Origin of the sequence: Pseudomonas sp. GWSMS-1 (genome assembly GCF_049847425.1) — a bacterium.
Taxonomy (GTDB): domain Bacteria; phylum Pseudomonadota; class Gammaproteobacteria; order Pseudomonadales; family Pseudomonadaceae; genus Aquipseudomonas.
In genome coordinates, this window is record NZ_JBMHHV010000005.1 from 39,205 (window position 1) to 61,474 (window position 22,270).

The 22,270-nt window shown below is 59.8% G+C and carries 21 protein-coding genes and 1 pseudogene; 11 read left to right on the forward strand and 11 right to left on the reverse strand.

Translation table 11 applies throughout. From position 1 onward, the window contains the following. On the reverse strand, positions 1 to 897 hold the full coding sequence (locus tag ACEPAJ_RS03500; RefSeq protein WP_011544399.1) for a TauD/TfdA dioxygenase family protein: 897 nt from the start codon (positions 895 to 897) through the stop codon (positions 1 to 3). 123 nt (positions 898 to 1,020) lie between these two features. Here ACEPAJ_RS03500 and ACEPAJ_RS03505 point away from each other — a divergent pair, with 123 nt between their 5' ends. The 4 genes and pseudogenes from ACEPAJ_RS03505 (at position 1,021) to ACEPAJ_RS03520 (ending at position 5,895) form a co-directional block, all read left to right on the forward strand. Further along, a complete protein-coding gene (locus ACEPAJ_RS03505; RefSeq protein ID WP_425913568.1) occupies positions 1,021 to 1,521 on the forward strand; it encodes an AraC family transcriptional regulator ligand-binding domain-containing protein in 501 nt (166 codons plus the stop codon). Next, entirely contained in the window at positions 1,518 to 2,048 is a 531-nt protein-coding gene (locus ACEPAJ_RS03510; RefSeq protein ID WP_425913569.1) for a helix-turn-helix transcriptional regulator, read from the forward strand. Before ACEPAJ_RS03505 ends, ACEPAJ_RS03510 begins: the two co-directional genes overlap by 4 nt. Positions 2,049 to 2,591: 543 nt before the next feature. Continuing rightward, positions 2,592 to 3,848: pseudogene (locus ACEPAJ_RS03515) on the forward strand (DEAD/DEAH box helicase family protein); the annotation flags it as partial. 1,759 nt (positions 3,849 to 5,607) lie between these two features. Then, on the forward strand, positions 5,608 to 5,895 hold the full coding sequence (locus ACEPAJ_RS03520; protein ID WP_425913571.1) for a hypothetical protein: 288 nt from the start codon (positions 5,608 to 5,610) through the stop codon (positions 5,893 to 5,895). Positions 5,896 to 6,247: 352 nt separating this feature from the next. Here the strand turns inward: ACEPAJ_RS03520 and ACEPAJ_RS03525 are convergent, their stop codons facing one another. From ACEPAJ_RS03525 to glyQ, 4 genes are all read right to left on the reverse strand, one after another. Beyond that, a complete protein-coding gene (locus ACEPAJ_RS03525) occupies positions 6,248 to 7,021 on the reverse strand; it encodes a lysophospholipid acyltransferase family protein (protein WP_425913572.1) in 774 nt (257 codons plus the stop codon). 32 nt (positions 7,022 to 7,053) lie between these two features. Further along, positions 7,054 to 7,587, reverse strand: a complete 534-nt coding sequence (gene gmhB / locus ACEPAJ_RS03530; protein ID WP_425913574.1) for a D-glycero-beta-D-manno-heptose 1,7-bisphosphate 7-phosphatase — start codon at positions 7,585 to 7,587, stop codon at positions 7,054 to 7,056. A 95-nt stretch (positions 7,588 to 7,682) separates the two neighbouring features. Beyond that, positions 7,683 to 9,737: a glycine--tRNA ligase subunit beta gene (glyS, locus tag ACEPAJ_RS03535; protein WP_425913576.1), complete on the reverse strand. Its 2,055-nt coding sequence runs from the start codon at positions 9,735 to 9,737 to the stop codon at positions 7,683 to 7,685. Then, positions 9,734 to 10,681, reverse strand: a complete 948-nt coding sequence (gene glyQ / locus ACEPAJ_RS03540; protein ID WP_274089013.1) for a glycine--tRNA ligase subunit alpha — start codon at positions 10,679 to 10,681, stop codon at positions 9,734 to 9,736. Before glyQ ends, glyS begins: the two co-directional genes overlap by 4 nt. 66 nt (positions 10,682 to 10,747) lie before the next feature. Here glyQ and ACEPAJ_RS03545 point away from each other — a divergent pair, with 66 nt between their 5' ends. The 4 genes from ACEPAJ_RS03545 to ACEPAJ_RS03560 all read left to right on the forward strand — a co-directional run bounded on the left by ACEPAJ_RS03545 (position 10,748) and on the right by ACEPAJ_RS03560 (position 13,392). Then, a complete protein-coding gene (locus tag ACEPAJ_RS03545; RefSeq protein WP_425913579.1) occupies positions 10,748 to 11,305 on the forward strand; it encodes a DNA-3-methyladenine glycosylase I in 558 nt (185 codons plus the stop codon). A gap of 56 nt (positions 11,306 to 11,361) precedes the next feature. Then, entirely contained in the window at positions 11,362 to 12,249 is an 888-nt protein-coding gene (locus tag ACEPAJ_RS03550; protein WP_425913581.1) for a lysophospholipid acyltransferase, read from the forward strand. 99 nt (positions 12,250 to 12,348) lie between these two features. Beyond that, positions 12,349 to 12,612 carry a PilZ domain-containing protein gene (locus tag ACEPAJ_RS03555; protein WP_274089010.1) on the forward strand — a complete coding sequence of 88 codons (264 nt, stop codon included), beginning with the start codon at positions 12,349 to 12,351 and terminating at the stop codon, positions 12,610 to 12,612. A gap of 126 nt (positions 12,613 to 12,738) precedes the next feature. After that, positions 12,739 to 13,392 (forward strand): 7-cyano-7-deazaguanine/7-aminomethyl-7-deazaguanine transporter, encoded by a 654-nt coding sequence (locus ACEPAJ_RS03560; protein WP_425913582.1) that lies wholly within the window; start codon positions 12,739 to 12,741, stop codon positions 13,390 to 13,392. A gap of 144 nt (positions 13,393 to 13,536) precedes the next feature. On the opposite strand, the gene ACEPAJ_RS03565 is transcribed toward ACEPAJ_RS03560, so the two are convergent. The 5 genes from ACEPAJ_RS03565 to def are packed head-to-tail and all read right to left on the reverse strand — an operon-like array spanning position 13,537 to position 18,077. Continuing rightward, positions 13,537 to 13,860, reverse strand: coding sequence for a hypothetical protein (locus tag ACEPAJ_RS03565; RefSeq protein ID WP_425913584.1), 324 nt, complete (start codon positions 13,858 to 13,860; stop codon positions 13,537 to 13,539). A 10-nt stretch (positions 13,861 to 13,870) separates the two neighbouring features. After that, positions 13,871 to 15,244: a Trk system potassium transporter TrkA gene (trkA, locus tag ACEPAJ_RS03570; RefSeq protein WP_274089007.1), complete on the reverse strand. Its 1,374-nt coding sequence runs from the start codon at positions 15,242 to 15,244 to the stop codon at positions 13,871 to 13,873. A 12-nt stretch (positions 15,245 to 15,256) separates the two neighbouring features. Continuing rightward, complete coding sequence (rsmB, locus tag ACEPAJ_RS03575; protein WP_425913586.1) at positions 15,257 to 16,570, reverse strand: 16S rRNA (cytosine(967)-C(5))-methyltransferase RsmB; 1,314 nt, start codon at positions 16,568 to 16,570, stop codon at positions 15,257 to 15,259. Next, positions 16,567 to 17,511, reverse strand: a complete 945-nt coding sequence (fmt, locus tag ACEPAJ_RS03580) for a methionyl-tRNA formyltransferase (protein ID WP_425913587.1) — start codon at positions 17,509 to 17,511, stop codon at positions 16,567 to 16,569. The genes rsmB and fmt overlap by 4 nt, the downstream gene beginning before the upstream one ends. A gap of 59 nt (positions 17,512 to 17,570) precedes the next feature. Further along, complete coding sequence (gene def, locus ACEPAJ_RS03585) at positions 17,571 to 18,077, reverse strand: peptide deformylase (RefSeq protein ID WP_090254233.1); 507 nt, start codon at positions 18,075 to 18,077, stop codon at positions 17,571 to 17,573. Between the two features lie 152 nt (positions 18,078 to 18,229). Between def and ACEPAJ_RS03590 the strand changes: the two genes are divergently transcribed. The 3 genes from ACEPAJ_RS03590 (at position 18,230) to ACEPAJ_RS03600 (ending at position 21,173) form a co-directional block, all read left to right on the forward strand. Beyond that, positions 18,230 to 19,255: a LysM peptidoglycan-binding domain-containing protein gene (locus ACEPAJ_RS03590; RefSeq protein ID WP_425913590.1), complete on the forward strand. Its 1,026-nt coding sequence runs from the start codon at positions 18,230 to 18,232 to the stop codon at positions 19,253 to 19,255. A 103-nt stretch (positions 19,256 to 19,358) separates the two neighbouring features. Then, positions 19,359 to 20,462: a DNA-processing protein DprA gene (gene dprA, locus ACEPAJ_RS03595; RefSeq protein ID WP_425913592.1), complete on the forward strand. Its 1,104-nt coding sequence runs from the start codon at positions 19,359 to 19,361 to the stop codon at positions 20,460 to 20,462. Between the two features lie 153 nt (positions 20,463 to 20,615). After that, positions 20,616 to 21,173, forward strand: a complete 558-nt coding sequence (locus tag ACEPAJ_RS03600) for an L-threonylcarbamoyladenylate synthase (protein ID WP_425913594.1) — start codon at positions 20,616 to 20,618, stop codon at positions 21,171 to 21,173. 97 nt (positions 21,174 to 21,270) lie between these two features. Here the strand turns inward: ACEPAJ_RS03600 and ACEPAJ_RS03605 are convergent, their stop codons facing one another. After that, entirely contained in the window at positions 21,271 to 22,248 is a 978-nt protein-coding gene (locus ACEPAJ_RS03605) for an NADPH:quinone reductase (protein WP_425913595.1), read from the reverse strand. Positions 22,249 to 22,270: the final 22 nt, after the last annotated feature.

Below are 22,270 nucleotides of genomic sequence, written 5' to 3' on the forward strand. Positions count from 1 at the left end.
TCATCGGCTGGGTACTTCGCCGATCACGGTGGTGCGGAACATTTCGCGCCGCATGCCGTGGTAGTCGGCCACTGGCATATGCCAGGTGCTGCGGTTATCCCAGATCGCCAGGGTTCCCTGACGCCAGCGCATACGGCAAGTGAAGGCTTCCGAGGTGGCCAGTTTGAACAGGTAGTCAAGCAGTGGACGCGACTCTTCCGTACGCAGGCCTTTGATGCCTGTGGTGTAGGCCGGGTTGATGAACAACACCTTTTTCCCGGTTTCCGGGTGGCGGGTTACCAACGGGTGGCTGCGCTCGTCAGCCGAGGTATCGCTACCGTAGTTGATCGCCATGTTTTCCAGCAGCGCGTTGTGCTTGGCGTTAACGCCATAGGCCATTTCCGGGCTGTGCACCGCGTCGAGGTTTTCCAGCAGCGCTTGCATCCCAGGCGATAGCCACTCATACGCCAGGGCCAGATTGGCGTAGCAGGTATCGCCGCCATAGGGAGGAATGTCGTGCCCATAGAGCAGGGTGAATGCTGGCGGGCGCTCCTGAAAGGTCCAGTCGGTATGCCAAGCACCACCGAATACGAAGGGTGCTTTTTCGGAGGCTTCCTTGACCACGTGTACCACGTGCGGATGATCGGCCATGCAGGTCACATAGGGTTCGCGGCCAAACTCACCGAGGTGCTGGGTAACCCGCTCCAGGTCAGCAACGCTCAGGGCCTGGTCGCGGATGAAGATCACCTTGTGGGCGAGCAGCGCCTGGCGCAACTCGGCAAAGCCCTCGTCGCTCAGACGCGTCAGATCAAGATTTTCGACGTCCGCACCGATGGCGCCGGTGGTCGGGGTTACACGAATGTGACTGTAACTGGCAGCACGGTTATGGCTAGGCAGGGTGTAGATGAACTCGCTCATGGCTCGCACTCTTTTGTTGTTGGAGTGCTTACAGAATGCGTGGCGGCTGCTAGGCTAGCCATGATTATTACAGCCAAAAAATGATAATTACCGCCAAGACTATTTTGAATGGAGGGTTGCCCGGTGGACTGGCGCCAAAACCGTGCCCTGACGGGCGTACGTTACCTGCTAGAAACCGCCCAGGCCGAAGGGGTGGAGGCCGCGAGCTGCCTGATAGGCAGCGCCATCTCCAGCGAAACACTGCAGCAGCGCAACGCGCAGATCGAGGCCTGGCAAGAGCTGGCGGTAATCCGCAACTTGCTCGAACACGCCGGCCGACCGGGCCTGGGATTCGCTGCCGGGCAGCGCTATCACCTGACGTCACTGGGCTTGCTCGGTTTCACCATGCTCGCCAGTCGCACGCTGGGAGAGGCGTTTGCCACCTTCAGCCGTTTTCAACTGTTAGCGCTGACGCTGTGCCCGGCGCGAATCGAAGTGGAGCGACGCGGTAGCTGGTTACTGTTCGATGCCAGCGTACTGCCGCAGGATGCTCGCGCCTTTGTTATCGAGCGCGGACTCTCCGCGTGCCTGGGCGTGGCGTGCGAGTTACTGCAGCGCCCCCTTGCCCCCTGGCTATCGAGATGACCAGCAGCGCACCTGCGGATCTCGCCGCGTTGCAGGGGGAATTTGCCTATCCGGTGCAGTTCGAGGCCGGGCGCAACGGCATCCTGTTTTCCAATGCCGACCTGACCTTCACCCTGCCGCAGGCGCACATCAGTGCCCACAGTGAGGGCGAGCAACTGTGTGAGCGGCTATGTACCGAGATCTCCCACAGCCTGGTCAAGGCGCCCACCGCGCGTTTGGTGCAACAGGTGTTGATCCGCGACTCGGCCACGCTGCTCAGCAGCCGGATGGTGGCCCAGCGCCTGGGCCTTTCCGAGCGCACCTTGTTGCGCCGTTTGGCGAGTGAAGGTCACTCGTTCCAACAGCTCAACGAGCAAATCAAGCAGCGTTTGGCCGAGCGCCTGCTGAGCGACTCGCGTCTGGACCTTACCAGCATCGCCCAACGTCTAGGCTACGCCGAGGCGGCCAGTTTTTCGCGGGCATTCAGTCGCTGGACTAACAGTCCGCCCGGAAAGTGGCGCTGCCATGCGCACCTGCGCGAAGCTTAGCGATCCATGTACAGTCGACAAACAGTTAACGTCCGCTTGGGGTCCAGGCTGTGTGAAAACGTTTTAGAGCGAGTTTGGCAGTCAGAATCGCAATCAAAATCGCGTTCCTACGCAAAGTTCAGGTCTGGCTGACCAACCAAACGCTGGCAGATTTTACGTAGCAACGCAGACTTCAAAACGACGCATGCGTTTTCACCCAGCCTGGGTCGGAAACAGCCCTTGGTGAGCGACCGCTATTGGCCGATTTCTGCCTGTCGCCACCGGCAGCAATGGCCAGCTCTCAGCCGATCATGGTTACTAAGCGTGCGGGTCAAACCCGATGCAAATCGGTAGTCAAATCGAATGCAACCGCCTGGTCAAGTGCAATGCAAATGAGTGGTCAGTACGGATGCAATAAGGTGGTCAAGTCCGTGCAATTACGCACCTACATGCCTTAGGGATGGGGCAGGATCGTCGGCGCAGTGGATCACAACCACTGGAATGGCTAGGCAGAACCTCCAGCACGGGCGGGTCACAATCACTGGAACCGGTGGGCAGCATCACTGGAATACACACATTGGCTGCGCGGAAAACTTTCTTCAGCATATCGCCTTGCCCCGTGGCTGCTTGGATGACGTGAGGACGTTGCTGCATGACAACGGGATTGAGCTGGTGCTGCACGATGAGCGCTTCGCAGGAGAGCCCATTGATGTCCGCTTTGCGGGCACGCTACGCCCGGATCAAGAGGCTGCTCTCGAAGGCATGCTGGCGCATGACGTCGGGATTCTCTGTGCACCCACGGCTTTTGGAAAAACCGTCACGGCTGCCGCGCTGATTGCCCGGCGTGGTGTGAACACGCTGGTGCTGGTGCACCGGACGGAGTTGCTCCAGCAGTGGAAGGAGCGGTTGCAGGCGTTTCTGGGTGCAGACAAAACGAAAGTCGGCACCATCGGCGGTGGTAAGACCAAGCCGACAGGCATCATCGATATTGCCGTAATGCAGTCCTTGTCGCGGCAGGGCGAAGTCAGCGAGCAGGTGAAAAACTACGGGCTAATCATCGTAGATGAGTGCCACCACCTGTCAGCCTTTTCGTTCGAGGCCCTCCTTAAATATGTGGTGGGGCTGACTGCTACACCCATACGTCGTGATGGTAAGCAGCCGATTATCTTCATGCAGTGCGGGCCCATTCGGCATACCGCGAGCCGGCCCGAGAGTGCTCCTACTAATTTGGCCGTGACTCCTCAGTGGTTGTCACGACCAATCGTCATGCCTGAAGGAGCAGGCATCCAGGATGTTTTCTTGCAGGTGTGCAACGACACGGAGCGAACAGCCAAGGTTGTTGCCGAGGTCGGAGAGGCTTTTGACCAAGGCCGGAAGATCCTGGTGCTGACAGAGCGAACGGATCACCTCAGTGCCATTGAGGAACAGCTGGTTGGCCGGGTCGAGAACCTATTCACGCTGCATGGGCGGATGTCCAAGAAGCAACGCGCTGCGCTAATTGGCGAACTGGAAGCACTGCCACCCGATGCCCCACGGGTGATCCTGGCAACCGGGAAACTGGTCGGAGAGGGGTTCGACCATCCAGCATTGGATACCTTGGTACTGGCCATGCCAGTTTCCTGGAAGGGCACTCTCCAGCAGTATGCGGGCCGCCTGCATCGGGAGCATGCAAGTAAGGCTGATGTGCGCATCATCGACTTCATTGATGCTGGACATCCTGCATTGCTCCGTATGTGGAGCAAGCGCCAAACGGGTTACAAGGCTATGGGCTATCGATTTGCTGATTCGTCCAGCTCAATGGAGCTGCTAGCAAATGGTTAACGAGTCTTCATACAGCCACCAAGCTTCCGTCTGTCGGAGGTGGAAAGTGGCTGTTTCCTACTCGGTGGATTCACCGTAATCTGGGTTCCATTGACAGGTTGTCAATCCAGGGCGTGGCTTGAGGCCTTCCTCCAGCACGTCCGCTGTCTTACCGAAATGTAGTGCTGCGACCGGCTCGTTTCAGGGGCTTACGGAAAATGCCATTTATTGCGGTAATTTCGGCGGAAAATGCCACTTTATGTGGCTCAATCATGCCAATAATGGTGCCCATTGCTTTTCGTAAGTCATTGATTTAATTGAGTTTGCCTGTGGTTCTGAATGCCAGGTTTGTCGCCCCTCGACACTTTTTGGAGGGCGCTAACGTTAATCGACCCTTACGTCAGCGTTAGTCGTCACGCTAAGTCGATGAAAAACCCCGCAGCCTTAAGTGCTGGCGGGGTTTTTTATTTCAGCTAGATAATTGGCTGAGGGGGGATGTGACAGTTAAACCAGGCATGAAACAGTGCGCCCGTTTGGCGCTCTTTACGCAGTGACAGGCGAGATTGAACTGCTGGTGTATCGCAGGGAAAGGCGCCATCGATTTTAAGATGGCTGTGCTTTCGTCGCAGAAGGAAATCTAATGCAGGGACTGCGGCGTTCACCACAACAGCCTGATGACGGGCAAATAGCAGAAAGCACTGAGGGGAGCCTTAGCTCCCCTCAAATTAGTTGCTTCATCTTTTTATTGTTGAGCGGTCTGTTGTTATTTTTGATGACCGGCTGTGCTGCTCGAGCTTTTTCTGACCTTGAGAGGCCAAGAGAAAACGTATTTTTTTGGACGCTAGTGTTGCGATTGTCACGGGGTGATCCAACCAGCTCAGCTACCTTTAGGTAGTTTTATTGTTTTATCTGGTTGCCGGGTCAAACCTGGAAAAGCCCACTTTCTCCAAAAAAATCTGTTTGCTACCGATCTGGCCTGTTGTTTTTGTTATGTCAGAGTCGAGTCGCGGTGTTGCTGGTTTTATTATTCTTGTACCAGCTATAAAGCAAAGCCTGTGCCATTTATAAAAAAGCCATATAAATCAGGCTATTAACAAAATTTGAAGGTGTACATAGGTCAATCAGTGCTCAGGGTTGTTCCTGTGCTACCCGGTGGTGTTACCTGAGGGATGAGGTATTAATCATTGTTTGTTACCTGGGGGGATCCGGCTCGTGAAGTAATGCCGGCGAGGCGTAAATTGAATGCCAGCTTTACTGCACCTGGGCTAGCAGAACGTGCCTAATTGGCTCCACCAACGGGCAGTACTGCAGTCTTACCCAATATCGCCCCGGCTGATCGCAACACAGGTTTCTATTGCCCGCGCGGGTATTGAGGAAAGTCGCTGACCTCGATGACATAGGCCTTTTTTGTCAGTGCCACTTTCAGCCGTATGCCATCGAAATATCACCAGCCCACCGCCGTACCCTGATAGCAGCGATAGCGCCAGGTAGTTGAGTTCCAGCGACTGAAATCAAAACGCTAAAGTTATAGGTCGTAATGGGCACCGGCACGGAAGACTTTGCTGAGGTGATTAGTTCTCCGCTGCAGTTAGCGAAGGCATTAGTGGGGCGAGCGAGTTTCCGTCGCGTTAACTATGGTGAATGGCTTACACGAGGTGGTGGTGTTTGCCGCTATCTGCCGTTGGCTCTCGGCACTAATCTATGTACATCCAGAGAGCGAAGGAAGCGCTCGAATTCAAGGATGATTGACCATCGCTAGGACGCACTGACAGGACGTCAAATGGTCAGGAAACAAACCCGCCTAGGCGGGTTTTTTATTGTCTGCGAAAAGACGATATTTTTTCAGTCGACTGAACAACGAGTCGGCGAAATTGCTAAAAATCAGTTGCCCTGTCGCCGTAATAACAATTGTGCTTACGGCGGCATCCCATCCGAGTTTATGCGGCAAACCCTGCAGTATCTTGCTGAGCGTGGACAGCAACCATTCCGTTCAGTGTTGATGGGCTGGCTACTTTTCAGCGTGGGAAGGTTGCCCGGACGACCTTTAGCCGCGGCACTGAAGAAATAGAAAAAGCTGGGTGATAGCGTTCGCCAGTAACTCAGCTAAAAGCTCGTCGAGCTGATGCCGAATCCGCTAATCGACGCCGACCACCTCCACTTACTGCAGCAGCTACCCATAGAGGTATCAGGTGATCGAACGTGAGGTGCGCTACTTGTAGTCGTGGCTGACTGCCGGAATCAGGTGGCGTTGACAGGCGGTCAACTCAGGCTGTGGCTTGAAGCCTGCCGCTAGCCTCCAGGCTGGGTTGCGCGCCCGAAAAGCGCCTCACGTATCCCTAGCCAGCGTTTCAGGCTGCAGGCACTCCCTAGGGCTCCGAGCTAATGGAGTCGATGCCGTAGGGCGCCTGGCTATAGATTACTCAGGCAGACGCCTGAGTTTCGAGGGGCTGGTTCTGCGTATCCAGTGAGCCGATATCACGCTGTGCCTGACTGACCCACGCAAAGGCGCGGTCGTTAAGTTCAGCGATGGCGCGCGGGCCGGTGCCTTCGGCGTACATCGGCGGGCCGATCACCACTTGGACGGTACCCGGGGTTTTGCCCCAGCCTTGCTTGGGCCAGAACTCGCCGGCGTTGTGGGCAATCGGCAGCACGGGCAGGTTAGCGTTGACCGCGAGGGAGGCGCCACCGCGGCTGAATTTGCCGATCTGGCCAGGTGGAATACGCGTGCCTTCCGGGAAGACCAATACCCAGGCACCCTGCTCCAAGCGTTCATGGCCCACTTTGGCCAGTTGCTTGAGTGCCGCCTTGGGGTTGCTACGGTCGATGGCGATGGGCTTGAGCATGGCCATCGCCCAGCCGAAGAACGGCACATACAGCAGCTCGCGTTTGACCACCTGACTCAGCGGCTCGAAGAAGCCACAGAGGAAGAAGGTCTCCCAGGTGCTCTGGTGCTTGGCCAGGATCACACAGGGCTGCTCTGGGATATTTTCCAGGCCCTTGATCTCGTAACGGATACCGACCACCACCTTGGCCAGCCAGGTGGCGCAGCGGCACCAGTTCTGCACGACGAACCGGTAGCGGGCACGAAAGGGTAAAAAGGGCGCGACAAAGACGCTGAGGCTGCACCAGAAGAAGGCGCTGAAAGACAACAACAGATAGAAGAGGAAGGTTCTGAGGGTCTGCACTGTCGACATAGGAGCTTTTACCGTCGCAGGCAGGGCCTGCTCTATAGGTGGAGAAGCTGATCGGCAACCGCCGCCAGATCATCGAATATCAGGGTGCCCGCTGGCAATCCCTGCGCCAGGGTACGCTCACCCTTGCCGGTTTTTACTAAAACTGGCTGACAGTCGACGGTTTGTGCGGCCTTCAGGTCACCGCTGCTGTCACCGACAAACCAGATACCGTTGAGTGCGACGTCATAGTACGCAGCAATCTGCTCGAGCATCCCGGGTTTCGGTTTACGGCAGGCGCAGCCCTCATCCGGGCCGTGAATGCAGTGCACGATCAGACCCAGTTCGCCGCCCTGCTCCGCCACCAGCTCGCGTAAACGGGCATGCATGGCCTCCAGTGTGGCCAGGTCGTAATAGCCGCGCGCCACCCCGGATTGATTGGTGGCAACGGCAACTGTCCAACCGGCCTGCGACAGACGCGCGATCGCCTCAATGGCGCCGGGTAAGGGAATCCATTCGTCAAGGTTTTTGATATAGGCGTCGGAGTCGTAATTGATTACGCCGTCGCGGTCGAGAATCAGCAGTTTCATGCGGTAATCCGAACCGGCTGGCGGTGATGGCCGCCACCCGGTAAAGGTGGTGATGGGTATCGCTTTGCTCAACCCATCCTACGATTTAGCAGGCGTTAGCTGAGTACCGAGATGTCAGCGACACCGAGGAACAGGCCACGTAGCTTGGCCAGCAGCGCGTAGCGGTTAGCCCGCACGGCTGGATCTTCGGCGTTGACCAGCACGGCCTCGAAGAACGCATCCACCGGCTCGCGCAAGTTCGCCAGTTGGCTCAGGGCAAGGTTGTACTGACGCGCCGCAGCCAGCGGTTGCACCGCTTGCTCAGCTTGCTGAATAGCCGCATTCAACGCGAACTCGCTGGGGTTGTCGAAGTAGTGCGCGGCGACGCTCGCCGCCACTTGCCCTTCGGCCTTGCTCAACAGGTTGGAGACGCGCTTGTTGGCGGCTGCCAAAGCAGCGGCTTGAGGCAGTGCGCGGAACGCCTGCACGGCTTGCACGCGCTGATCGAAGTCCAGCGGCGAGGTCGGGCTGACTGCACGCACAGCCTGGTACACGGCCACTTCGATGCCCTCGTCTTCATAACGCGCGCGCAGGCGGTCAAAGATAAAGTCCAGCACCTGAGAGGCCAGGCCATCGGCTTTAACTTTATCGCCAAACTGCTTGATGGCGAACGCAACGGCGTCGGCCAGGTCAAGATCCAGCTGCTTCTCGATCAGAATCCGCAACACACCCAGCGCCGCACGGCGCAAGGCATACGGGTCTTTGCTGCCGGTGGGTAGCATGCCGATGCCGAAGATCCCGACCAGGGTATCCAGCTTGTCAGCCAGGGCCACGGCAGAACCGGTGAGGGTGCTTGGCAGTTCAGCACCGGCACCGCGCGGCATGTACTGCTCGTTCAGTGCCAGGGCCACGTCTTCGGCTTCGCCGTCATGCTTGGCGTAGTAGTAACCGGCGATACCCTGCATTTCCGGGAACTCGCCCACCATCTCACTGGCCAGGTCGCACTTGCACAGCAGGCCCGCGCGGGCGGCATTCGTGGCGTTGCCAGCGGTGCGCTCGGCGATAAAACCGGCCAGGGCAGAAACCCGCTGCGCCTTGTCGAATACCGAACCCAGCTGAGCCTGGAACACCACATTGGCCAGGCGCTGGTTGAAGCTTTCCAGCTTCTGCTTCTTGTCCTGCTTGAAGAAGAACTCGGCGTCGGTCAGGCGCGGACGCACCACCTTCTCGTTGCCGGAAATGATCTGCGCCGGGTCTTTGCTCTCGACGTTGGCCACGGTGATAAAGCGTGGCAGCAGCTTGCCGTTGGCATCCAGCAGGCAGAAGTACTTCTGGTTGTCCTGCATGGTGATGATCAGTGCTTCTTGCGGCACTTCCAGGAAGCGCTCCTCGAAGGAACACACCAGCGGCACTGGCCACTCAACCAGCGCGCTGACTTCATCGAGCAGCGCGGGCGGCACAATCGCGGTGCCCTGTTGCTCGGCGGCAAGCTGGTCAATACGCGCGGCGATCTGTGCACGGCGCTCATTGAAGTCGGCAATCACATAAGCGCCGCGCAGGTCTTCGGCATAGCTGGCCGGCGTGCTGATGCGCACCTCGTGGTTGGCGTGGAAGCGATGCCCACGGGAAACCCGACCCGCTTGCTGGGCGAGGATTTCACAGTCGATCACCTCATCACCGAACAACATCACCAGCCACTGAGTTGGACGGACGAATTCGGTTTTACGAGCTCCCCAGCGCATGCGCTTAGGGATCGGCAGTTCGTTCAACGAAGTTTCGACGATGCCCGGCAGTACGCCAGCAGCGGCCTGGCCTGGAATGCTCTGGCAGAACTTCAGTTTGGGGCCGCTCTGGTCAATCTGGCTCAGCTCAACGCCGCACTTCTTGGCAAAGCCAAGGGCTGCCTGAGTTGGATTGCCTTCTTTATCGAAGGCTGCCTGCACGGGTGGGCCGTCGATGTTTTGCGTGCGATCGGCTTGCTGTTCTTCAAGCTGCTCGATCAACACGGCCAGGCGCCGCGGTGCGGCGTAATAGCGGCTGGCGCTGTAGGACAGGCCTGCGGCTTTCAGGCCTTTTTCGATACCGGCCAAAAAGGCCTCACCGAGGGTTTTCAGGGCTTTCGGCGGCAGCTCTTCGGTGCCCAGTTCTACCAGGAAATCACGGGTACTCATTCTGCTGCCTCCAGCTTGGCTAACACTTCATCACGCAGGTCAGGGGTGGCGAGCGGGAAGCCAAGTTTGCGTCGCGCTTGCAGGTAGCTCTGCGCCACCGAACGGGCCAGGGCGCGTACACGCAGGATGTACTGCTGACGCGCGGTCACCGAGATCGCCCGGCGTGCATCCAGCAAGTTAAAGGTGTGCGAGGCCTTGAGCACCATCTCGTAAGTCGGCAGCGGCAGCTCCAGCTCGATCAGGCGATTGGCTTCCGACTCATAGAAGTCGAACAGCTCAAACAGCTTCTCGACGTTGGCGTGTTCGAAGTTGTAGGTCGATTGCTCCACTTCGTTCTGATGGAACACGTCGCCATAGGTGACTTTGCCGAATTGGCCGTCGGTCCACACCAGGTCATAGACTGAGTCGACACCCTGGATGTACATGGCCAGGCGTTCCAGGCCATAGGTGATCTCGCCGGTCACCGGGTAGCACTCGATACCGCCGACTTGCTGGAAGTAGGTGAACTGGGTGACTTCCATGCCGTTCAGCCAGATTTCCCAACCCAGACCCCAGGCGCCGAGGGTTGGCGATTCCCAGTTGTCTTCGACGAAGCGGATATCGTGGACCAGCGGGTCGATGCCGATGGCTTTCAGTGAGCCAAGGTAGAGCTCCTGGAAGTTCTCCGGGTTCGGCTTCAACACCACCTGAAACTGGTAGTAGTGCTGCAGACGGTTGGGGTTTTCACCGTAGCGACCGTCGGCCGGACGGCGTGAAGGCTGCACGTAGGCGGCGTTCCAGGTCTCGGGGCCAATGGCACGCAGGAAGGTCGCGGTGTGGAAGGTGCCCGCGCCCATTTCCATGTCGTAGGGCTGCATCACTACGCAGCCCTGCTCAGCCCAGTACTGCTGCAGGGCGAGGATCAAATCTTGGAAGGTGCGCACGGCAGGCGTAGTCTGGCTCACAAATATCACCCGTACTTTGGCGGCTTCAGAAAGTCCGCGAGTATACCGAAGCTCAGGAAAACCCGCATGCCGCGCTGTTTCTGGTGCACCGATGATCCGCTGTATATCGCCTACCACGACCAGGAATGGGGCGTGCCGCAGCGCGACCCGCAGGTGCTGTTCGAGTTGTTGTTGCTGGAAGGCTTTCAGGCCGGCTTGTCGTGGATCACCGTGCTGAAGAAGCGCGAGCGTTATCGCGAGGTGTTGTTCGGCTTTGATGTGCAGCGTTTGGCGGCGCTCAGCGATGAATACATCGAAGACACGCTGATGCACGATGCTGGGATCATCCGTAATCGCCTCAAGCTTAAAGCCGCGCGGCAGAATGCCCAGGCTTGGTTAAAACTGGATGACCCGGTGGCGCTGCTTTGGTCGTTTGTCGGCGGTACACCGACGATCAATCACTTCAGCGAGCGTAGCCAGGTGCCGGCTATCACCGCCGATGCCGAGGCCATGAGCAAGGCCTTGAAGAAGGCTGGTTTCACCTTCGTCGGGCCGACCATCTGTTATGCCTACATGCAGGCCACCGGCATGGTGATGGATCACACCACCGACTGTGATCGCTATGCGGCGTTGCGCCGCGACTGAACACCGAGCCGCGTGGCCGGTTACACTAAGCGCCTTTTGATCGGCTGGAGTTGCCTGTGGAAAAGCTCAAAGGTGCCCTGGTGGTGGGCTTTCTGCGTTTATTCGCGTTACTGCCGTGGCGCGCGGTGCAGGCCGTGGGGGCGGCGATTGGTTGGCTGATGTGGAAGCTGCCCAACAGCTCGCGTGACGTGGCCAGCATCAACCTGCGCAAGTGCTTTCCTGAGCTGGACGAGGCGGCGCATCAGCGCTTGCTGCGCGACTCCTTGATGGATATCGGCCGAACCCTGACCGAAAGCGCCTGCGCTTGGATCTGGCCGGCGCAGAAGTCCATCGGTCTGGTGCGTGAAGTCGAGGGCCTGGAAGTGCTGCAACAGGCGCTGGCCAGCGGCAAAGGTGTGGTCGGCATCACCAGCCACCTGGGTAACTGGGAAGTGCTTAACCATTTCTACTGCGCGCAGTGCAAACCGATCATCTTTTTCCGGCCACCGAAGTTGAAGGCGGTTGATGAGCTGCTGCGTAAACAGCGTGTGCAGCTGGGTAACCGGGTCGCGCCGTCGACCAAGGAAGGCATCCTTAGTGTCATCAAGGAAGTGCGCAGAGGCGGTGCGGTGGGGATTCCCGCCGATCCCGAGCCGAGCCTGTCTTCTGGCGTATTTGTCCCCTTCCTCGGCACCGAGGCGCTGACCAGCAAGTTCGTGTCTGGCATGTTGAGTGGCGGCAAAGCTTGCGGGGTATTCCTGCATGCGCTGCGTCTACCCGATGGTTCGGGCTTCAAGGTGATTCTGGAGGCTGCGCCGGAGGAGATGTACAGCAGCGACACGGCCACCGCTGTTGCGGCCATGAGTGGGGTCATTGAGCGGTATGTGCGGAGCTACCCGAGCCAGTATATGTGGAGCATGAAGCGCTTTAAAAAGCGGCCGGCCGGTGAGGCTAAGTGGTATTGAGTTGAGGTGCCCAGGTGGCACCTTTTCAGTATTAATGCTTGGCGGTTTCAGGGTTTTTCGCTATTAATCGCACCACCCTTATGGAGGACGGTCAGGTTTATGCCCAGTCAGCGCCAGCATCCTCGCACCCCAATGAAGTGTCGGATCAAGATATGCCACCCGAGTTTCGGTGAAGTCGTGGCGCAGACCCGCGACCTCTCTGACGGTGGCGTCTACGTCAAACATCCTGACCTTGCGGCCCTGCCCTACGGCACGATTGTTACCGGCCAGGTGCAGGATTTGCCGATCGAGGCACCGGTGCTGCAAATGGAAGTCATGCGAGTAGACGCCGACGGCATCGGCCTGCGCTTTATCGAACGCTGACCAGCGGTCTGTTTACGCGAGGAAAACCATCCTCTCGGTCAAGAAAACGCTAGAATGCCGCGCGGCTACTCTGCCCTGCCGCGGCAATGGGTTCCCTAACCCCATCTCATTCAAAAAGGACATGACATGCCCACGGTCTCTCCGTCGATCTGGCGCCCGGCTCTGGACGGCCTGATCGTCTTTCACATGCTGATCATCATTGCCAGCAACTACCTGGTACAACTGCCCATGACCCTGTTCGGTTGGCAGACCACCTGGGGTGCGTTCAGCTTTCCGTTTATCTTCCTGGCCACTGACCTCACCGTACGTTTGCTTGGCAAAGGGCCGGCGCGGAAAGTCATCGCGCGGGTCATGCTGCCCGCCTTGCTCGCCTCGTATGCGGTGTCGGTGCTGTTCCAGAGCGGTAGCTTTGCCGGGTTTGCCGCGCTGCAGGAGTTCAACCTGTTCGTTGCGCGTATCGCCCTGGCCAGTTTCCTCGCCTATGCCCTCGGCCAACTGCTGGATATCCAGGTGTTCGACCGTTTGCGCAACTTGCGGCAATGGTGGGTCGCGCCGGCGGCCTCGACGGTACTGGGCAATCTACTGGATACCGCGGTGTTCTTTGCCATCGCCTTTTGGCACAGCAGCGACCCGTTTATGGCCGAGCACTGGGTCGAGATTGCCAGCGTGGATTATGTGATCAAGCTGGCGGTCAGCTTGCTGCTCTTCGTGCCGCTCTACGGCATGTTGCTCAACGCCATTACGCGGCTGATGGTAAGGCGCGTCGCCACAGCGAGTTAAGCGCTTGTTGCTGCCGTGCATGTCGCGGTGGCAGCGCGCATTACCTGGGTTCGGTCGCACTTTCAGGCCAATTGCCAAGCCAGCGCTGGCCAGAAACGGTTGTGGTTGGGAGTATGAGGGAAATGGCCAGGCCCGCCGTCAGCGCTAGTCGGCGGGGTGCTGTTTCGCCAGCTTGCGCAGAAACACCGTCATTTCCTTTTCCGCCTGCTTGTCACCCCGCCCTTGCGCAGCCGCCATGCCCTGCTCCCAGGCTTGGCGTGCCGCTAGCGGTTGCTCAGCGGCGAGTAGTGCTTTGCCGAGCAGCTTCCAGGCCGCCGAATACTGTGGGTCGAACTGCACGCAGCACTGTAGGTGCTGCGCCGCCCGCGAGCCGTCGCCCGCGTCCAGATAGCCCTTGCCCAAGCCGAAGCGCAGCAGGGCGTTATCCACACCCTTGGCCAGCATCTTTTCCAGCGCTTCTGTGCTCATGGCGCGCTTCCTAGAAGAAGGTCAGGCCGACTTGGAACAACCGCTCGGCATCGCGAATGTATTTTTTGTCGACCAGGAACAGGATCACATGGTCGCCGGAATTGATCACCGTGGCGTCATGGGCAATCAGCACTTCTTCATTGCGAATGATCGCGCCGATGGTGGTGCCGGGCGGCAGGTCAATGTCCTTGATTGCGCGGCCGACCACCTTGCTCGATTTGGCATCGCCATGAGCGATGGCCTCGATGGCTTCGGCTGCACCGCGGCGCAGGGAGTGCACGCTTTCGATATCGCCACGGCGGACGTGGGTCAGCAAGGTGCCGATGGTGGCCATTTGCGGGCTGATGGCGATGTCGATTTCGCCGCCTTGGACCAGGTCCACGTAGGCGGGATTGTTGATGATGGTCATCACCTTGCGCGCGCCGAGGCGCTTGGCCAGCAAGGACGACATGATGTTGGCCTCGTCGTCGTTGGTCAGCGCCAGGAACAGGTCAGCGTCGCTGATGTTTTCTTCCACCAGCAGGTCGCGGTCCGAGGCGCTGCCCTGCAGCACGATGGTGCTGTCGAGGGTTTCTGAGAGGTAGCGGCAGCGCGCCGGGTTCATCTCGATAATCTTCACCTGGTAGCGGCTCTCGATGGCTTCGGCCAAGCGCTCGCCAATATGCCCGCCGCCCGCGATGACGATCTTCTTGTAGCTGTCTTCCATGCGGCGCATTTCGCTCATCACCGCACGGATATGCGCCTTGGCGGCGATAAAGAACACTTCGTCATCGGCTTCGATCACGGTATCGCCTTTCGGCATGATCGCCCGGTTACGGCGGAAGATCGCCGCCACGCGGGTGTCGACATTGGGCATGTGTTCGCGCAACTGCCGCAGTTGCTGACCGACCAGTGGCCCGCCGTAGTAGGCCTTGACCGCGACCAGCTGTGCCTTGCCGTCGGCAAAGTCGATGACCTGCAGCGCACCGGGGTATTCGATCAGGCGCTTGATGTAATTGGTCACCACCTGCTCGGGGCTGATCAGTACGTCGACCGGAATCGACTCGTTGCAGAACAGGCCGCTGCGGGTCAGGTAGGCCGCTTCGCGCACCCGGGCAATCTTGGTCGGGGTGTGGAACAGGCTGTAGGCCACCTGGCAGGCGATCATGTTGATCTCGTCGCTGTTGGTCACCGCCACCAGCATGTCGGCATCGTCTGCACCGGCCTGGCGCAATACCGTGGGGAACGAACCCCGGCCCTGCACGGTACGGATATCCAGGCGATCGCCGAGGTCACGCAGGCGTTCACCGTCAGTGTCGACCACGGTGATGTCGTTGGCTTCGCTGGCCAGGTGTTCCGCCAAGGTGCCACCGACCTGGCCTGCACCGAGAATGATGATCTTCATGCCGTATGTTCCTCAGCTGCGCGCAGCGGCAGCGATTTTCATCAGCTTGGCATAGTAGAAGCCGTCATGGCCGTCTACTTGCGGGAATAGCTGGCGTCCGTGGGCGGTCTTGTGACCGAACGCCTCGGCAATATCCAGCTCACGCGCACCGGGGGTACGGGCGAGAAAAGCGGCAATGTTGTCGCTGTTTTCTGCCGGCATCACCGAGCAGGTCGCATAGAGCAGGATGCCGCCAACCGCCAGGGTTTGCCACAGGCTGTCCAGCAACTCGCCTTGCAACTGCGCCAGGGCGGCAATGTCGTCGGGCTGACGGGTCAGTTTGATATCCGGGTGGCGGCGGATCACCCCAGTAGCCGAGCAAGGCGCGTCGAGCAGGATGCGCTGGAACGCTTTACCGTCCCACCAGGCGTCTAAGTCGCGGCCGTCGGCGGCAATCAGCTCGGCGTCCAGGCCCAGGCGCTTGAGGTTCTCGCGCACCCGTACCAGGCGTTTTTCTTCCAGATCTACCGCGACCACGCCGGCCAGTGCCGGTTCGGCTTCGAGCAGGTGACAGGTCTTGCCGCCGGGTGCGGCGCAGGCGTCCAGCACGCGTTGGCCGGGTGCGAGGTCGAGCAACTCGGCCGCCAGTTGCGCCGCTTCGTCCTGCACACTGACGCGGCCTTCGGCAAAGCCCGGTAGCGTGGTGACATCACAGGCCTGGAGCAAGCGGATGCCGTCGCGGCTGAACGAACAAGGCTCGGCTTCGAAACCAACGCGGCGCAGTTCGGCCAAGTACTCATCGCGGCTGCCAAGGCGGCGATTGACCCGCAGAATCAGCGGCGGATGCGCGTTGTTGGCCGCGCAGATCGCTTCCCACTGCTGCGGCCATTGCGCTTTCAGGGCTTTCTGCAGCCAGCGGGGATGCGCAGTGTGCAGCACCGGGTCGCGGTCCAGGCTGGCAAGAATGCTTTCGCTGTCGCGCTGGGCATTGCGCAGTACGGCGTTGAGCAGGCCCTTGAGCGAAGGCTTCTTAAGCTTGTCGACACAGGCCACTGTCTCGCCGATGGCGGCATGGGCCGGAATACGCGTATAGAACAGCTGATACAGGCCAATCAGCAGCAACGCCTCAACGTCACGGTCGACGGCCTTGAAGGGCTTTTGCAGCAGCTGATCGGCGATTAATGCCAAGCGCGGTTGCCAGCGGGCGGTGCCAAAGGCCAGGTCCTGAGTCAGGCCACGGTCGCGCAGTTCAACTTTATCCAGCAGCGGCGGCAGGCTGCTGCCCAGCGAGGCTTTGCCATTGAGCACCACGGCCAGGGCGCGGGCGGCGGCGAGACGCGGGTTCATTGACCGAGTACCAAGCCGGCGGCGAACTGCTCGCGGCGGCTGTTGTACAGGTCACTGAAATTCAGCGCTTTGCCGCCCGGCAGTTGCAGGCGCGTCAGGCGCAGCGCACCGGTGCCGCAGGCCACGGTCAGCCCGGACTTGTCGGCGGCGAGGATGGTGCCAGGGGCGCCACTGCCCTCGCCCATCTGCGCGGCATGCACTTTCAGGGCTTCGCCATTGAGGGTGCTGTGGCAGATCGGCCATGGGTGAAAAGCCCGCACCAGGCGCTCTAATTCAACGGCTGGGCGGCTCCAGTCAATCCGCGCTTCATCTTTGTTGAGCTTGTGTGCGTAGGTGGCCAGGCTGTCGTCCTGCACCTGACCTTTCAGCGTGCCAGCGGCCAAACCACCAATGGCCTCGATAACGGCCGGTGGGCCGAGCGCGGCCAAGCGATCATGCAAGCTACCGCCGCTGTCTTCGGCGTTGATGGCGGTGCTGACTTTCAGCAGCATTGGCCCGGTGTCCAGGCCCGCCTCCATCTGCATCACGGTCACACCCGACTCGGCATCGCCGGCTTCGACCGCGCGCTGAATCGGCGCAGCCCCGCGCCAGCGCGGTAATAAGGAGGCATGACTATTAATACAACCCAGGCGCGGGATATCGAGCACCACTTGCGGCAGGATCAGGCCATAGGCGACCACCACCATCAGGTCGGGCTTGAGCGCCGCCAGTTCGGCTTGCGCCACCGGGTCGCGCAGGGTCTGCGGCTGGTACACCGGGATGGCGTGTTGCAGGGCGAGCTGTTTGACCGGGCTGGGCGTGAGTTTCTGCCCGCGACCGGCCGGGCGGTCTGGCTGGCTGTACACCGCAACGATCTGGTGGGGTGTGTCGAGCAGGGCTTTGAGGTGTTCGGCGGCGAATTCCGGGGTGCCGGCAAAGACAATACGCAAAGACTCAGACATGGATTCTCACTGCTAAAAAGAAAAAGGCTTGCCGCAGCAAGCCTTTGTAAAGGTGTGGATCAAGCCTGCTGGCGATGTTGCTTTTCCAGCTTCTTCTTGATGCGGTCGCGTTTGAGATTAGACAGGTAATCGACAAACAGCTTGCCGTTGAGGTGATCACACTCATGCTGGATACACACGGCCAGCAGGCCTTCGGCGATCAGCTCGTAGGGCTGGCCATCACGGTCCAGCGCCTTGATCTTGACCTTTTGCGGGCGGTCGACGTTCTCGTAGAACCCCGGCACCGACAGGCAACCTTCCTGGTACTGATCCATTTCTTCGGTCAGCGGTTCGAACTCGGGGTTGATAAACACCCGCGGCTCGGACTTGTCTTCAGACAGGTCCATCACCACCAGGCGTTTATGCACGTTGACCTGGGTCGCTGCCAGGCCAATACCGGGCGCGTCATACATGGTTTCAAACATGTCATCGATCAGCTGACGCAAGGCGTCGTCGACCACGTCCACCGGCTTGGCGATGGTGCGCAGGCGCGGATCGGGAAATTCGAGGATATTCAGGATCGCCATATGCGTTTGTGATGCACTTGTGGAATAAAGTCAAAATCCGCTGCTAAGATGATGAGCAGCATTGAAAAACGGCTTCACGCCGCAGCACGACTGGGTTTTGTCGCGGCGCTAGGGCGCTCCACGTGAAGGCACATAATAAAGGGATTCACCGCATGAGGAAATCACTACTCGCCCTGCTGCTGGTTGCGGCAAGTGGCTTGGCCCAGGCCGCCGTGCAACTCAAGGACGGTCACCCAGACCGTTATACCGTGGTCAAGGGCGATACCCTCTGGGATATTTCCGGGAAATTCCTTAGCCAACCATGGAAATGGCCAGAAATCTGGCACGCCAACCCACAGGTAGAAAATCCTCATCTGATCTATCCGGGCGACCAACTCACCCTGGTATATGTTGATGGCCAACCGCGCCTGATGCTTAACCGTGGCGAGTCGCGTGGCACCATCAAACTGTCGCCGCAGATCCGCAGCACGCCGATGGCTGAAGCCATTCCGGCCATTCCGCTGGAGGCGATCAACAGCTTCCTGCTAAGCAACCGCATTGTGGATAAGCCCGAGCAGTTTTTGGGTGCGCCGTATATCGTCGCCGGCAACGCCGAGCGCGTCGTCAGCGGTGCTGGTGACCGTGTGTATGCCCGTGGCAGCTTTGATCAAGCCGCGCCGGCCTACGGCATTTTCCGTCAAGGCAAAACCTATACAGACCCTGAGACCAAGGAATTTCTTGGGATCAACGCCGACGACATCGGCTCCGGGCAAATTGTTGCCGAGGAAGGCGATGTCGGCACGATGGAACTCACCCGCTCGACCCAGGAAGTGCGCCTTGGCGACCGCCTGTTCGCCACCGAAGAGCGTGCGATCAACTCGACCTTTATGCCGAGTGAGCCAGAGGGTGAAGTCAACGGGGTGATCCTCGATGTGCCGCGCGGTGTGACCCAGATTGGTCAGTTCGATGTGGTGACCATCAACAAAGGCGCACGTGACGGTCTGAAAGAAGGCAACGTGCTGGCGATCTACAAAACCGGCGAAACCGTGCGTGACCGCATAACCGGTGACTCGGTGAAAATTCCGGATGAGCGTTCAGGCTTGCTGATGGTGTTCCGCATCTACGACAAGCTCAGCTATGGCCTGGTGCTGGGCGCTTCTCGCTCGCTTGAGCTGATGGACAAAGTGCGTAACCCGTAACACCGAAAGCCTCGCAGATGCGGGGCTTTTTATGGCGTGCCAGCTCTGGCCGCCTGACCTGAATCTGCCGCCCACGCGGCGCGACCGATCAAGGATGATCCCGATGTCGCCACCTGCCCTTATTTCCCCCGCCGAACTTGAAGCCCGTCTGCGCCTGCATTGCTTGCCGGAGCTGGGCCCCCGCCGTTTTCGCAAACTCCTCAGTGCCTTCGACAGTGCGTCTGCCGCGCTCAGCGCACCGGCCAGCGCCTGGCGCTCATTGGGTTTGCCGCAGGCCTGCAGTGAGGCGCGGCGCAGTTCAGAGGTACGTGAGCGCGCCGCACGCAGTCTGGCCTGGCTGGAGGGCGAGACGCAGCACCTGCTGATGTGGGACGACCCTATTTATCCCGGTTTGCTGGGCGAACTGACGGATGCCCCGCCGCTGTTGTTTGTGCAGGGCGACCCGACGCTGCTGGAACAGCCGCAACTGGCCATGGTCGGTAGCCGGCGTGCATCGCGGCCTGGGCTGGATACCGCGCACAGCTTTGCTCGCAGCCTGGCCGGCGGCGGCTTTGTGATAACCAGTGGCTTGGCGCTGGGCATTGACGGCGCGGCCCATCAAGGCGCACTCGACGCCCGCGGCAAGACGGTGGCGGTACTGGGTACCGGTTTGCAGTGTTTGTATCCGGCGCGGCACAAACAGTTGGCGGCGGCGATAGTGGCCCAGGGCGGCGCGCTGGTTTCCGAGTTGCCGTTGGACTGCCCGCCGCACGCCAGCAATTTTCCGCGGCGTAACCGCATCATCAGCGGTCTCTCCGTCGGCGTACTGGTGGTTGAGGCCAGCCCGTCCAGCGGCTCGCTGATCACGGCGCGTCTGGCGGCCGAGCAGGGCCGCGAGGTGTATGCGATTCCCGGCTCAATTCATCATCCCGGGGCGCGTGGCTGTCATCAGCTGATCCGTGAAGGCGCGACCTTGGTTGAAAGCATCGAGGATATTTTGCAGGCTTTGCGCGGCTGGCAGGCACAGCCGCCAATGAGCGCGGTGGATAAAGCGGAGCCTTTTAGTCATCCATTACTGGCCCTGTTGCACGCCGCTCCGCATAGCAGCGAGGCGTTGGTGGTGGCCAGTGGTCTGCCGTTGGCCGCGGTTTTAGCCGCGCTGACGGAGTTGGAATTGGAAGGCCGAGTGGTGTGTGAAAATGGCCACTGGGTAGCTCGCGGGCCTTAATCGGCTGCAAGACAATGCGGCATGTTTGATCGGCTACCGCCTTAAACACTGCTGGCCAGCGCACTTTTGCTTGGCTTGGCTCTGGCGCGCGAGACCTTGTATAGGCTCTTGGCTTGGATACACTGCCCGTTAGACCTTAGTGGAGAGCAGTCAATGGTCAGCAACTGGCAAATACAACAGGCCGCACTGGTTGTGCGCAATGGCGGGGTGATTGCCTATCCGACTGAAGCGGTATGGGGCCTGGGCTGTGACCCTTGGCATGCCGAAGCCGTGGAGCGCTTGTTGGCGTTGAAGGATCGGCCCATGCACAAGGGGCTTATTTTGGTCGCTGGCGATATCGAGCAGTTCAACTTCCTCCTCGAAGACCTGCCGGAAATCTGGCTGGCGCGCTTGGCCGGTAGCTGGCCGGGGCCCAACACCTGGCTGGTGCCGCATCAGAATCGCTTACCCGAGTGGATCAGCGGCCAGCACAACAGCGTGGCCCTGCGCGTCAGCGACCATCCGCAGGTCCGTGCGCTTTGCCGTCTGACCGGGCCACTGGTTTCAACGTCAGCCAATCCCGCGGGCCGACCGTCCGCGCGCTCGCGCCTAAGGGTCGAGCAGTATTTCCCCGGTCAGCTGGATGCTGTGCTTGGCGGGGCTTTAGGCGGGCGCAAGAACCCCAGCCTGATCCGTGACCTGATCACTGGGGATGTGATCAGACCGTCCTGAGGGTTTTCCGCGCGTCTGAAGGGTGGGTTACGCGACGTACGGGCACCTCACTGGATGCACGTTGTGTGGAGGCGTCACTCACCCACCCTACGGATTTTTACGGCAGCAGAATGGTCGAGCCGGTGGTCTGCCGCGCGCTCAGGGCGGTTTGCGCCACTGCTGCATCCTTGAGGGCATAGCGGTTGCTGATGTCCACGTGCAGCTTGCCGCTTTCGATCATGGCAAACAGCTCGTCGGCCATGCTTTGTAGGCGTGCCGGCGTATCGGCATAGCCCGCCAGCGTCGGTCGGGTAACGAACAGTGAGCCCTTCTGCGCGAGGATGCCCAGGTTGACCCCCGTCACCGCGCCAGAGGCATTGCCGAAGCTGACCAGCAAACCGCGTGGGGCCACGCAGTCCAGCGAGGTTTCCCAGGTGTCCTTGCCAACACCGTCGTAAACCACCGGGCACTTCTGGCCGTCGGTTAGTTCCAGTACACGCTGGGCGACATTTTCATGGCTGTAATCGATGGTTGCCCAGGCGCCTTGCGCCTTGGCCCGCGCGGCTTTCTCGGCCGAGCTAACGGTGCCGATCAACTTGACGTCCAGCGCCTTGGCCCATTGGCAAGCGAGGGAACCGACCCCGCCGGCGGCGGCATGGAACAGGATGGTTTCGCCACCCTGCAGGGCAAACGTCTGACGCAGCAGGTACTGCACGGTCAGGCCCTTGAGCATCACAGCTGCCGCTTGCTCGAAGCTGATCGCATCCGGCAATTTCACCAGCTTCTCGGCGGGCAATACATGCAGCTCGCTGTACGCGCCCAGCGGCCCGGTGGCGTAGGCCACGCGGTCGCCCACCTGAAAACCGCTTACAGCAGAACCCACCGCCTCGATAATCCCCGCACCCTCGGTGCCCAGGCCGCTTGGCAGGCTGGGCGGTGCATACAGGCCGCTGCGGAAATAGGTGTCGATAAAATTCAGGCCAATCGCCTGGTTGTGCACGCGGACTTCACTAGGGCCTGGTGCGGCAGGGGTGTAGTCGCTGTATTCGAGAACTTCCGGGCCGCCGTGGTGGCTGAACTGGATACGCTTGGCCATGCCGGTCTCCTGACGCTAGATA

Excerpts from the sequence above, each read along its gene's own strand:
- trkA (WP_274089007.1), bottom strand. The coding sequence starts at position 15,244 with ATGAAGATCATCATTCTCGGTGCAGGCCAGGTCGGTGGCACCTTGGCG.
- ACEPAJ_RS03605 (WP_425913595.1), bottom strand. The coding sequence starts at position 22,248 with ATGGCCAAGCGTATCCAGTTCAGCCACCACGGCGGCCCGGAAGTTCTC.
- ACEPAJ_RS03520 (WP_425913571.1), top strand. The coding sequence starts at position 5,608 with ATGGTCAGGAAACAAACCCGCCTAGGCGGGTTTTTTATTGTCTGCGAA.
- glyS (WP_425913576.1), bottom strand. The coding sequence starts at position 9,737 with ATGAGTACCCGTGATTTCCTGGTAGAACTGGGCACCGAAGAGCTGCCG.
- ACEPAJ_RS03560 (WP_425913582.1), top strand. The coding sequence starts at position 12,739 with ATGCCCACGGTCTCTCCGTCGATCTGGCGCCCGGCTCTGGACGGCCTG.
- ACEPAJ_RS03545 (WP_425913579.1), top strand. The coding sequence starts at position 10,748 with ATGCCGCGCTGTTTCTGGTGCACCGATGATCCGCTGTATATCGCCTAC.
- ACEPAJ_RS03590 (WP_425913590.1), top strand. The coding sequence starts at position 18,230 with ATGAGGAAATCACTACTCGCCCTGCTGCTGGTTGCGGCAAGTGGCTTG.
- def (WP_090254233.1), bottom strand. The coding sequence starts at position 18,077 with ATGGCGATCCTGAATATCCTCGAATTTCCCGATCCGCGCCTGCGCACC.
- ACEPAJ_RS03500 (WP_011544399.1), bottom strand. The coding sequence starts at position 897 with ATGAGCGAGTTCATCTACACCCTGCCTAGCCATAACCGTGCTGCCAGT.
- fmt (WP_425913587.1), bottom strand. The coding sequence starts at position 17,511 with ATGTCTGAGTCTTTGCGTATTGTCTTTGCCGGCACCCCGGAATTCGCC.
- ACEPAJ_RS03525 (WP_425913572.1), bottom strand. The coding sequence starts at position 7,021 with ATGTCGACAGTGCAGACCCTCAGAACCTTCCTCTTCTATCTGTTGTTG.
- ACEPAJ_RS03510 (WP_425913569.1), top strand. The coding sequence starts at position 1,518 with ATGACCAGCAGCGCACCTGCGGATCTCGCCGCGTTGCAGGGGGAATTT.
- dprA (WP_425913592.1), top strand. The coding sequence starts at position 19,359 with ATGTCGCCACCTGCCCTTATTTCCCCCGCCGAACTTGAAGCCCGTCTG.
- ACEPAJ_RS03555 (WP_274089010.1), top strand. The coding sequence starts at position 12,349 with ATGCCCAGTCAGCGCCAGCATCCTCGCACCCCAATGAAGTGTCGGATC.
- ACEPAJ_RS03565 (WP_425913584.1), bottom strand. The coding sequence starts at position 13,860 with ATGAGCACAGAAGCGCTGGAAAAGATGCTGGCCAAGGGTGTGGATAAC.
- ACEPAJ_RS03600 (WP_425913594.1), top strand. The coding sequence starts at position 20,616 with ATGGTCAGCAACTGGCAAATACAACAGGCCGCACTGGTTGTGCGCAAT.
- rsmB (WP_425913586.1), bottom strand. The coding sequence starts at position 16,570 with ATGAACCCGCGTCTCGCCGCCGCCCGCGCCCTGGCCGTGGTGCTCAAT.
- gmhB (WP_425913574.1), bottom strand. The coding sequence starts at position 7,587 with ATGAAACTGCTGATTCTCGACCGCGACGGCGTAATCAATTACGACTCC.